The sequence below is a fragment of the Fusibacter sp. genome, assembly GCF_057447755.1.
Genome location: NZ_JBVBZF010000097.1, coordinates 1 through 11,676 on the forward strand (window position 1 = coordinate 1; position 11,676 = coordinate 11,676).

Sequence of the window (11,676 nt, forward strand, 5' to 3'; positions counted from 1 at the left end):
CTGTTGTATGCAGGCCTACCGTATAAGCCAAAACAAAGTATTTATGCTTACTGACTGCCCTTAAGGACTGGATGATCAAAAACACATACAGGATGTGTGAAAAGACCATGGTCAAATCCTTAAATAAGAGGATGCCAGCACCATAAATTAGACCTTCGACCACTATAAAACGCTCTTGCTTTAAGACCGTCGTAGCGCTGTTTTGTCTGAAGCTCTCTCTAATATAAAGGCTAAAAACCCCTAGTAGGTAGAGGCCATATATTAAAAAATACAGGAAAAAAGCCGTTTCCTTGAGATTCTTATCCAGCATCCTAAAGCCAAACAAAATGACAATAAACACGATAAGCTGTATGCTCAGATAGAATTCTTCCAAATATTTGTCGTAATCTGATTTTATCTTTAACATTTCATGAACACCATTCAAAATTAGGGTTGTGAAAATCCTGATAGGACTTCATATTTTCCCATTTAGGCCACAGGTCAGACATGGCCTTAACGATTCTAGGATCAAATTGTCCACCGGCGCATCTTTCAATCTCTTTTCGACAGGTTTTAAAATCCACCTGATTTCGATAGTGGCGCTTGGATGTCATAGCATCGATGGCATCGCTGATTGCCAGTATCCTGGATTCAAGGGGTATCGCTTCACCCGATAAACCATCTGGATAGCCAGTGCCATCATAGGCTTCATGATGATGCTTGATAAACAAGGCAATTTCATTTAATTCACTGGATTTGCTCAATATATCATAGCCAATTTTGCTATGCTTCTTAATATTCTCGTATTCGGCGAAGGTCAGCTTTCCAGCCTTGTTTAATATTAGGTCTGAAATGCCGATTTTACCGATATCATGCAGGTGACCTGCAATGTGTATGCGATCTAAGGCATCCTCCCTGAAGCCAATGGCAAAGGCAATGTCGCTTGCAAACTGTGCCACTCTGTCAGAGTGCCCCTTGGTGTATACGTCCTTTGCTTCAAGAGCACTCACTAGGCAATCTATGATATCGTGATAGTATTTGTATTTTAATTCTTTAAACATGAATGTCCCCTCTTGTAATTGATATCGATTATCATTTGCAGTATACATTATTGTTAATTCAATGTCAATTCTAAAAAGGACCTTCAAATGTAAATTCATTTTTAACAAACTAAAGGAGGCGACATAAGACAAGTCCGCCTCCTACCAACACAGGTTTGCTGAAAATCAATAATATGTTTTTAAATTAAATAGATGATGTTTGAGTTAAAAGACTTGGATCTCCAAATCATGACTAAAAACTTCATTTGGATTAAGTATTTTTAGAGTTCCAGTTTTTTGGGCTTTAAAAATACAGTCATAATAACCGGTCGAGGGTTCAAATGCTAAATTGTAGTCACCTCTATAGCCGCCTTCCGTAACCCACAAGCCTAAAAAGGGCAGTTTTTGAGCGTCATACCTTAAAATTAGGCCCCTTCCTTGGTCTGGATAATAAACCCCACACTCGCCAATCTCTATTGTGTTGGACACATAATACTTCTCATACTTTTTAGCCCTTATATCACATATTCGATCCAACCTATATTCATTTCCCTTAAGATCTTTTGTGATGGGAAAGTTATGAATGCTTCCCGCTTCGCCTAAAAAGTCACTATTAAGTACATTTTCAATGGCTCTTGTACCAAGAGGAAAATTTAAATGCATTTTAGGATCCGCTTTTAAAAGCCCATGAAAGGTCCAAATAAATGGCAAACTCTGTTGGCCCACATTCAAAATATCATAGTGTATGACCAATCGATCTGCCAACAATTCAATTTTCTTAGTATATTCATACTGAAAGGCATCACTTTTAAAGGTCATAACCAACAGGCTTCCTTGTACTTCTGCCTCGAATCGACTTCTCCAAATTTCACCATGATCCGAAAAATGAAAGTCGTCATTTTCGATACACCCCTCTGATGCATCAATATTGGGAAATGCATCATCCATTCCCGATGCGTCAAAGGCTTCAAATAAAGAATCCGGTTTTGGCATGTCATAGTAGTCTTTATTAGTCTGGAAAAGAAATTCAAATTCATTTTCTAGATATTTAATGGATGCTATCTTTCCACCCAATGAAGGCAGGACTATTATCGAAAGCTTTTTATTCTTAATTTCATATGCCTTTAAGCCTTTAAAAACAACCTGACAAATTGAAACTTGCAACATGTATTGACCTCATTTTCTATTATTTTGGTCTCTATTCTAAGAACCTTTATTAAAAAAACCTCGCTTAAAAGGCGCATTGATTAAAAAGAGCCTTCATTTGAAAAATACTTCAAACTAAAGGCCCTTAATTTTTTTAAATCAAAATATTATACATCAAACTTGATTACTCAGCATTTTTACCCATAACTTCAACATAATTGTCTTTAGTTACGATAATAGCATCTACTGCTGTTTCACCAGGCATTTCAGTGCCGTTTAAAATAAAGTTCATAAGGATTTCAGCTGATGTTCCACCTACAGCATCTGATGAGAAATAAGAAGCTGCCTTCATAGCAGAATATTCTTTTTTAAACTCGTCTTTTGCCAAATAGCCACCTAAACCGATTACAACAGAATCTTTATCTAAGCCAGCCTGCTCAAGCGCTCTGACTGCACCAATTGTACCTTCTTCATTAGCGCCCATAACCATCCATTTTTTAATTTGTGGATTTGCTGTGAAAATTGCAGATGCAGCATTGAAGCCTTTTTCTGTTTCGCCATTGTAATCTGCCTTATAAATCATTTCCTTAGGATAGTTTGGTAGAATTTCTGTAAACTTGTCAAATTCACCTTCTGCTCTAGGTACACAGCTTGAAACCGTATCCATGGTTAAAATTAAAACTGCAGCTTCAGGGTCATTTTCAAGACCACTTTCTTTAGCATAATTTGCTAACCATTCTCCATTCGCTTGGCCAATTTTATAAGCGTTGATGCCTACCCAAGGTGCAATTTTGTTGCCATTGCTATCAACGATAGGATCATCTGCTGCAACGACAGGTATGCCAGCTTCTTTTAGTTTCGTCATAGTTACTTGTGACAACTGTTGGTCAGGAATACAAGTGATAACACCGTCGACCTTTTGTGCGATTACATTATCAATCGCTTGTAAAAAAGTATCTGGATTCATTTTTGCATCAATATAGATGAACTTTTCTGCCCCAAGCTCTAGAGCTTTCGCTTCAGCAGCCTTACCTTCATCAATAAACCAAACCTGATCCCCCGCTTTGTAGATACCAGCTATTACAGGTTTCTTCGCTGTCTCTACTGGTGTACTTGCTGCATCATTTGTAGCTACTGCAGCCGCTTCAGTATTTTCTTGTGGTGCTGAACTACAGCCTGACAACATTGATAGTACCAACACAAGCGATAAAACAATTAATAAAACTCTCTTCATTTTGCCCTCCTCATATATCTCATTATGAATGCTTCATAATAGAATCAATTTTCTGCCATACTCGTTTTCAATTGCTGCTTTTCACGATTAACTTTTCTGACATGGTCAAATGTTAAAGCGATTAATAGCAATAAACCTCTTGCGACATATTGCCAAAATGATGGAACATTGAGCATGATCAAGCCAGTATTAAAGCCTTGTAGTATTAAAAGGCCTAACAAACTACCCCCGATGGACCCGACACCACCTGAAAACGCTGTACCGCCAAGGACTGCTGCCGTTATGGCATCAAACTCTAAACCGACACTGGCAGCTGGTTGTCCTGAACTCATTCGGGCTGCTAATATAACCCCACCTAGAGATGCAAGTGCACCCGTCAGCATATAGAGTATATTGGTAATCTTTTGAGGTTGTAATCCTGCAAGTCTTGCTGCATCCTTATTGCCACCTATGACATAAACACTTCGACCAAATCGCGTGCTCTTTAAAATAATGCCAAATACCACAAAACAGACCAATAATATGATGGCCGGAATCGGCAATCCCAAGATGCGTGTGTTTCCAAAGTTAATAAATGTTTGATCCATAATATAAATCGGTTTACCGTCGCACAGGATATATGCGAACCCTCTCATGATTGACATTGTTGCTAAAGTAGCTATAAAAGGCTCTAATTTTATCTTCGTAACCGCGAGCGAATTTATATAACCGACAATCATGCCTGATATGATTGATATCAGGATTACATAGGGAAATGATAGTCCAAGTGACGCCAACAACGCCGCTAAGACACTGGCAAAGGCCGCTACAGAGCCTGCCGACAGATCAACCAATCCTGCAATGACTAGAAAGGTTTCGCCGATGGCAACCAATCCGACCAAAGAAGATGCAACCAATATATTAATAAAGTTTGTCTTCGAAAAATAATTTGGATTATACATTGTAAAGATCACAACAATGACAATTAATGCGATCATTAAGCCAATTTTATCCGTTGGTATCTTTTTTAACAGTTTGTTTTCCTTCATAAAAATCTCCTTATCCTAACATTGCATATGATAATAAAACATCCTCAGTTGCATCTTCCTTATTGACTTCACCTGTAATGACACCATTTTTCATGACGATGATGCGATCGCTCAATCCAATAATTTCCGGTAGTTCAGAGGAAATTAAAAGGATACTCAAACCTGAATTTGCAAGCTCCATGATGAGGTTATAAAATTCAGACTTTGCACCAATGTCAATGCCTTTAGTGGGTTCATCCAGTATGAGTACCTTAGGGTCAGTTTCAAGCCATCTTGCAACTATGCACTTCTGCTGATTACCACCACTGAGTTCGACAATTTTCTTTTCTTGATAAGGCGTTTTTATTTTAAACTTTTCAATGTTCTGACTTACAATTTTTCGCTCTTTAAGAACGTTTACAAAACCCAATTTTGTAGAAATCTTTTCAAGGATGCCAATACTTATATTTTCACCCACCGATAAATTGGGGAGGATGCCTTGTAATTTTCGATCTTCTGGAACAAGTACAATTCCGCTTTTGATAGAATCTGATGGGTTGTTGAAGCTAACCGCATTGCCTTCGACCTTTATGGTGCCATTCATGATCTTATCTGCACCAATAATCGCCCGCATCACTTCAGTTCGACCTGAGCCAACAAGTCCAGAAAAACCTAGAATTTCACCCTTCTTTAGGGAGAATGAAACATTTTTGATGACCTGATTGCTTAAATTTTCAACAGATAAAATATCTTCCCCCAGCTGCTTTTCACGTTTCAGATCCTTGAAGATATCCCCCAAATCTCTACCGACCATGAGCTTTATCATGTCTTTCTGGGTCATCTCAGATTTTTGTGCCTTTGTTATGAATTTACCATCCTTAAAAATAGCGATTTCATCTGCAAGCATTTCTAACTCTTGCATCCTATGTGATACATATATAATAATTTTACCTTCAGCCTTTAGTTTTTTAATGATATTGAACAAAGAGTCAATTTCACTGTCACATAAGCTTGCTGTGGGTTCATCAAATGCGATAAGTTTGAGATCTCTGCTGTAGGCCTTCATGATTTCAACCATTTGCTGATGTGCTATACTAAGGTTTTTAACGCGTTCATAACTGTCTAAAGGCAGGTTAAATTCTTCAATGATCGCCTGGGCGTTTGCATGCAATTTTTCAGTATCCACAAGGCCCATTTTATTTTTAGGAAGTCTGCCAATAAATATATTTTCTGCAATGCTCAGTTCAAGCAAAATCTGTCTTTCCTGATAGATAACACCTATACCGTCCTCAATCGCTTCCTTGGGATCACTATAATGTTTCTCTACACCATTGAGTATATATGCACCACTAGTCGGCTGGTAGTCTCCGTTGATGATCTTTAATAGTGTTGATTTTCCAGCGCCATTTTCACCTAAAAAAGCAACTATTTTTCCACTTTCAATCGTAAAACTGATATCGTCAAGTGCTTTAACACCTGGAAAGTACTTTGTAATACCCCTGAACTCTAAACTATTTTTCACGTTTAGCATCCACCTCCCAATTTTTATGAATCAGCTACTCTTAAGTCTATTTTATCCCTAATGTCATTAGATTACATTACTCAAAATTGCTAACTCTTTTATAAATCTTGCCCTTAAACTTCTTATGAATGCCTTCTGGCTTTAAGTCTATCATGTTTTCAGATTATGTCTTCTAGTTCCCTCAAATGTCCCACAATGCCTTGATGATTTCCTTCAAGTAAGAGGCCTTCTTTAAAATGACCCAATGCCTTCACTTTCTCTCCAAGTCCTAAATAACCAAGTGCCATAAGATAATGGCAGTGAATTCTGTTCTTAAGATCTAGATCATCATCAAATATTAAAAAGTCTGGTAAAGAAATCGCAAAGTAATCAATTTTAACAGAATCATAAAAATGAGTTTCACCATATGATATCAACTTATTAAATCTTGCTTTCGCTTCTCTGATTTGATTCAACTTCAAATGTGCCAATCCTTGATAATAAATCATCTCTGGTGGTTGATCGTTATAAAACATTGCACTTGTTGGCTCACTTAATCCTTTAGAAGCCTTTTCAAAATAAATCTGTGCATTTTCAGAATCCCCAACCATTTCATAGGCACATGCTAAATAATAGTGAATATTGTTTTCTTGTGTGCCGTAAAGCTTTCCCTCACCCAAGTTTTTTGGATACTCAAAAGTTTTACACAAATGCTCTATTGCAATATGCGGATTATTATTTACAAGTTCTTTTTTTGCAAGTTCCAAGTGGGCGATAACAAACTGTTTGGTGATTTTGCCTTCCCCACCCTCCCATGGATGAAAGATTCTTGACTCAATTAATTTGCAAACCAAATCATATTGGCCATCCATGTTTAAGAGTGTAATATACTCAACATAGAGGTCATCACGTTTCTCAACAACTTTAATACGTTCCTTTAAAAAGGCTAATCGCTCATGATAAGGCTTGTTCATCTTTTTATGAAGCTGATCTAACTCTAAAACCAATCTTGCATCATCTGGTTTTATCGCCACTGCTCTTGATAGGTGTTTTAACGCAAGATCTGCCTGTCCCAACTTATTATAATAGCCGAGGGCCAAATTTCGATGTGCAATCGCCAAGTCCGAATTTAATTTTACAGAAATATGCCACATTTTTAAAGCTTGTTCATACTGTTTTTTATCGTAAAGCAAGTTTCCTAAAATTAAGTGGGCATAAGCATCTTCTGGATTTGTTTTAATGACCTTTTCAAGTACAAGCAAATCTTCAAGTGTATTTGGGAAGCAATAGTCAAAGTTCATATGGCTAGCTTCTTCAAAGTATTTATTAGCAAGATTTAAATCCTCTGTGCAAATCGTATCTCTCATCAAAGCATAGTAGCCTTGATAATAATGAACCATAGGCGATTTAATCCCATATAGTGTCGTGCCTAAGTTTAAAAGCTCTATTGCTTCATCATTTGCGCCTGATTCACCATAAGCTGCTGCAAGACAGATCAAATTGTTGAGATCCCCTCTTAGAATTTCGCCGAGTCTTTCCTTTGCTTGCTCTATACCTAGGAAGAAGAGCTCGCTTAATGCTCCTGTATCTAGTTTGTCTATGGTTTTTAGAAGTTCACACCCTTGAACTGCCAATTCTACTTTACCAAGTTTTCTTAAGACCATAATTTCTAAATGTCTTGCTTTCATATGATGACTATTTTTAACTAAAGATTTTTGCACATGCTCAAGCGCATTTGCATATTGCTTATTGATACAATCTATTTTTGCAATTTCATAATAGCCACTGCCTTGCCATTCACTTGACCATACGGATTTGTAAAAGGCACCATATGCCTCTTCTAATTTTCCTTGGTACTTAAGGGCTAAGCCTAGATTGAAGAAAGGTTCGCCGTCATAGGGATTTGGATTATGTTTAGTTGACCTCTTAACGGCAAGCCTAAAGTGATGCTCAGCCAGCTTAAAAAGCCCTCTTCTTAGCATTAACAAGCCATATGCATTATTCAATCTTATGTCGTTCGCATCTCTTTTAAGACCTTCCTCGTAATAGGCCTCTGGTTCATAGGTAGCGTGTCGATATTGCTCTAAATGGAGGCCTGCCAGGTAGAGTTCTTCAATCGTTTGAATGTCTTTTGGCAGCTGCATTGGCTTTGCTGCATCAGGAATTGGCTCTTGTTCAATGCCTTTTTCTGCATAGCGAATTAATGTGTCCCCTTGGTCTGAAATTACCACGAGCTCTAAACTGTCAAGCAAAACCCCATCCGGTAAGGCAACTTCAACTTGATAAGCCTCTGAAGGATCTAGATCAACAAGAACATCATGGTATGGTTTACTTGTAAGTCTAATATCGTCAAGCTTGTTAATTGAGTCCTTTTGAGTTTGCAACCTGATATTTAGCCCCGGTCTATGTGATGTGACATAAACCGTGATTAATGCACCCGCTTCTGTCTTTTCTAGTCCAACGGCCACGTCAATGTTTGCATTTTTTACAAGACCAACCTTTTTATAAGGCATGAAATATTGCTTAAAGGTCTTCTCCTCATGTGGCTTTAGCCATGTGAAATCCGGCTGATTATCTGTATAGACGCCAGTCATAAGTTCTATATAAGGCCCATTATCATCTGTTAGGTTTCGATCCCAGGCCTTTCCAAAATCACCACAGCCCCAAGTCCATTGCTTTTTACCAGGAGAGATGTGATGGTTTGCTATATGAAGTATGCCTGCTTCTACATGATAATCGTAGCCACCAACAAAGTCGTAGTCAGACTTATAGGCCATATAAGAAGTTGGCACTGGAATGTTCTTGTATCGACTAATGTCAACGCCTTCAGAATAGTCCATTTTATAATAGATCCCCGTTGCAATAGGAAACTTTGAAACATCTCTTTTACCGTGATCGAATACGGCATGCACATCCGGCGGAAAAATAGACTGTGTATGATCGTTCACCGCAACAGCAGGATTTGCCCACCATAAAAATGTTTGGGGCAACTCAGTACGATTATAGAGCTGACCGGTAATCTCAATATAGGCTTTGTCAGGATAAAGCGTAAAACCAGCCATCCCCTTGGTGCCATACATTTTATCGATTTCGCTCACCCACAAAGTTTTGCTGCCGTCTTCATTCTCTTCAATTTGATACTCTACTGGTCCGAAGGTATTTGGTCTATGATGCTGAGGCCAGTTAAACTCTATTCCACCAGATATCCATGGTCCAACCAATCCCACAAGTGCTGGTTTGATCACTTCATTGTGATAGACGAAGTCATACTGATTTGTCTTGTCAAATGCACGGTGGATTCTGCCGCCCAACTCAGGCATAATCATGACTTTCAGATATGGGTTTTCCAAATAAACCACTCGATATTCTTTCATTTTTTTTTGATCTGTTATTTTATCAATAACAGGAAGCGGATAAACTTTGCCTGAGCTGCCCTGATAAACACGTTTTTCTAGAAACATAGGATTTTTATCAGGTTCCCCAACCTCATAAGTTGGATATTCAACAATATCCTCCCAAATTTTTGCCCATTTCTCACCATTCATGTCCATATCTCCTTAAAAACTATTTAATTATTGCTTTTTAGAACAATATTGAGTTCATCTTAATATTTTCATACAATTTCGTATTGTCTCTTATTATTCTAGATTGTATAATATTTTTAGAGATAAGACATTAATAGGAATTGCTGACTATTTTAGAAATCTTGCTTTATACAATCTTTTTATTTATTTTCTTGGGGGAGGCATAAAATGAAGGTTAATGAGTCGGGTGTTGGTGATAAATCGTATGCATTTTTTAACACACCCAGTCAGGTAGGGCGTGAGGTTTTTTTCCACATTAAGTGTCTTGGACACTTCTATTGTGATGACAAGTACAATGTGAAAAGAGACTATTTAGACAGTTTCTTGATTATGTATGTAAAAAACGGTGAGGGTTATGTTAAATCAAATGGACGATTACACATGGTTAAGGCAAATGACATAATCTTGCTCAATTGTTATGAACCCCATGAGTACGGGACAAATAGTACTTGGGAAACCCTTTGGATACACTTTGATGGCAATATGAGTTTGCAATATTACAATCTTCTTTCTGAGAAATTTGGTCATGTCCTTCAGATGAGAGACTCTGTTATCATCCAAGACTATATTGAAGCCTTTTTAGAGAACTTTAAAGCCGAAAAAATGATTCATGAGGCACTGATTTCGTGCAATCTGCAAAGGATGCTCGCTGAGCTTTTAATCTTATCCGGTGACTCTAGCTATGAAAACTCTAAAAAGAACGCACAAATCAATGATGCAATTGCTTATATTCGAGCACATTTTAAAGAAAAAATTTCGCTTGATGATATCGCTTCTTTTGTCAATTTGAGCCCTTATCATTTTAGCCGTACTTTTAAAAAGGAACTTGGTTATTCCCCATATGAATATCTCAATCTTGTGAGGCTCAACCATTCTAAGTTCCTCCTTAAAAACACTAAACTGAGAATCAAAGAAATTGCATTTGAATCCGGATTCAACAGTGAGTCCAATTTTACAACTGCTTTTAAACACAATAGCAGGCAGACGCCCAGTGCTTTTAGGGATATGCCATTTTAGAATCACCTAAATATCAAGCAAAACCGCCATTGGACTCTTTGAGTCTTCAATGACGGTTTTGTTTTTTGGCTGTACATTATCATTTATTAAAGGCGTATTTTTGTGAGCAACTTTATTTATAAAACAATTTTTTCAAAGCTTGATTTTCTAATAACTTCTGCGCTTTTAATCAAAGGGAAAATCTCTATAGATTCCAGTGCTTTTAGCCCCATCTGAATGCTATTGCTTTTACCGGATACCATGACTATACCTTTCCCGAATAATCCCAAACGGCTTAGTATCGTAAATTGGTCCACATCAATACGTTTAATCAGGTGATCTAGAACAAAATAGCCGTCTATCAAATACTTGGTTTCAATCACCAGCAGGTCATCACCAAAATTTGGTTCAAGCGCTGAATTTGTTTTTGACATAAGAGATGGTGATAGATTATAAAGACACTTAACCGATATGAATTTTATCGACTCTTTTGTCATAATCAAGTGATTTAAGCTTTTGATATTAGCTTCAGAACCGGACAAAAGGCTTACATATCGCCCTGGACATCTTATATCATGCTTCTCAAGTTTCACTTGATAGTGTTTGATTGCATGATCTGTGAACTTAAGACCTTCTGGTATGCTGATATGCTCAAACAGTAGCAAATTCATCTTTTCACACCATCCTCTCATATAAACTTTTATCTCAATTTTAAAGAATACTTTGAATCAATTTCTTATTTGGCGTTGCCACCACTGAAGCGCATAATATTTCACCAGTGCCCTGATAAGTAGACTTGCAAGCTGAAACTGCCATTTTAACGGATGATATTTCACCAGTAAAGACGACAAAACCCTTACCACCAAGTCCTCTAGCTACTCTTACTTCAATGAGCTTAATATTAGATGCTTTTACTGCTACATCTGCCACTTGAATAGCGCCAAGTGCTGACATGGTTTCAATGACACCTAAGGTATCCACTCCGTCTACTATATTGCTACCAAGCAATGCAGGTATCAAAGAATCATGTGCATTTGATATCACAATGGCTTCGATTAAAAATGGACCACCTAACTGCTGACCTACTTTTACAGCATTGTTTACAGCTGCAACCTCGCCAGTGATAATACCAATATATTTCCCAGGGCAAATAGGATTGGCCATCATAAGTTCCACATTGGAAGACTTC

General features: G+C 37.6%; 10 protein-coding genes. 1 reads left to right on the plus strand and 9 read right to left on the minus strand.

Features of this window, described 5'->3' with window-relative positions; all coding sequences use genetic code 11:
• From AC220I_RS11945 to AC220I_RS11975, 7 genes are all read right to left on the minus strand, one after another.
• A partial coding sequence (locus tag AC220I_RS11945; protein ID WP_486724065.1) for a hypothetical protein occupies nt 1-406 on the minus strand: 406 nt, incomplete at its 3' end.
• A gap of 1 nt (nt 407) precedes the next feature.
• Nucleotides 408-1,040, minus strand: a complete 633-nt coding sequence (locus tag AC220I_RS11950) for an HD-GYP domain-containing protein (protein WP_486724066.1) — start codon at nt 1,038-1,040, stop codon at nt 408-410.
• Between the two features lie 204 nt (nt 1,041-1,244).
• Nucleotides 1,245-2,186: a DUF5107 domain-containing protein gene (locus tag AC220I_RS11955; RefSeq protein WP_486724067.1), complete on the minus strand. Its 942-nt coding sequence runs from the start codon at nt 2,184-2,186 to the stop codon at nt 1,245-1,247.
• A gap of 163 nt (nt 2,187-2,349) precedes the next feature.
• The gene (locus tag AC220I_RS11960) at nt 2,350-3,399 is read right to left on the minus strand and encodes an arabinose ABC transporter substrate-binding protein (RefSeq protein WP_486724068.1); all 1,050 of its coding nucleotides are present in this window, start codon (nt 3,397-3,399) and stop codon (nt 2,350-2,352) included.
• Between the two features lie 44 nt (nt 3,400-3,443).
• Nucleotides 3,444-4,427, minus strand: a complete 984-nt coding sequence (locus AC220I_RS11965; protein WP_486724069.1) for an ABC transporter permease — start codon at nt 4,425-4,427, stop codon at nt 3,444-3,446.
• A 10-nt stretch (nt 4,428-4,437) separates the two neighbouring features.
• Complete coding sequence (locus AC220I_RS11970) at nt 4,438-5,928, minus strand: sugar ABC transporter ATP-binding protein (RefSeq protein WP_486724070.1); 1,491 nt, start codon at nt 5,926-5,928, stop codon at nt 4,438-4,440.
• A gap of 158 nt (nt 5,929-6,086) precedes the next feature.
• A complete protein-coding gene (locus AC220I_RS11975) occupies nt 6,087-9,452 on the minus strand; it encodes a DUF5107 domain-containing protein (RefSeq protein WP_486724071.1) in 3,366 nt (1,121 codons plus the stop codon).
• Nucleotides 9,453-9,659: 207 nt separating this feature from the next.
• Between AC220I_RS11975 and AC220I_RS11980 the strand changes: the two genes are divergently transcribed.
• Nucleotides 9,660-10,508 (plus strand): AraC family transcriptional regulator, encoded by an 849-nt coding sequence (locus AC220I_RS11980; RefSeq protein ID WP_486724072.1) that lies wholly within the window; start codon nt 9,660-9,662, stop codon nt 10,506-10,508.
• A 116-nt stretch (nt 10,509-10,624) separates the two neighbouring features.
• Here AC220I_RS11980 and AC220I_RS11985 read toward each other — a convergent pair whose 3' ends face one another.
• A complete protein-coding gene (locus AC220I_RS11985) occupies nt 10,625-11,158 on the minus strand; it encodes a hypothetical protein (RefSeq protein WP_486724073.1) in 534 nt (177 codons plus the stop codon).
• Between the two features lie 40 nt (nt 11,159-11,198).
• Nucleotides 11,199-11,676, minus strand: a 478-nt coding sequence (locus AC220I_RS11990; protein WP_486724074.1) for a BMC domain-containing protein, incomplete at its 5' end; no start/stop codon positions are given.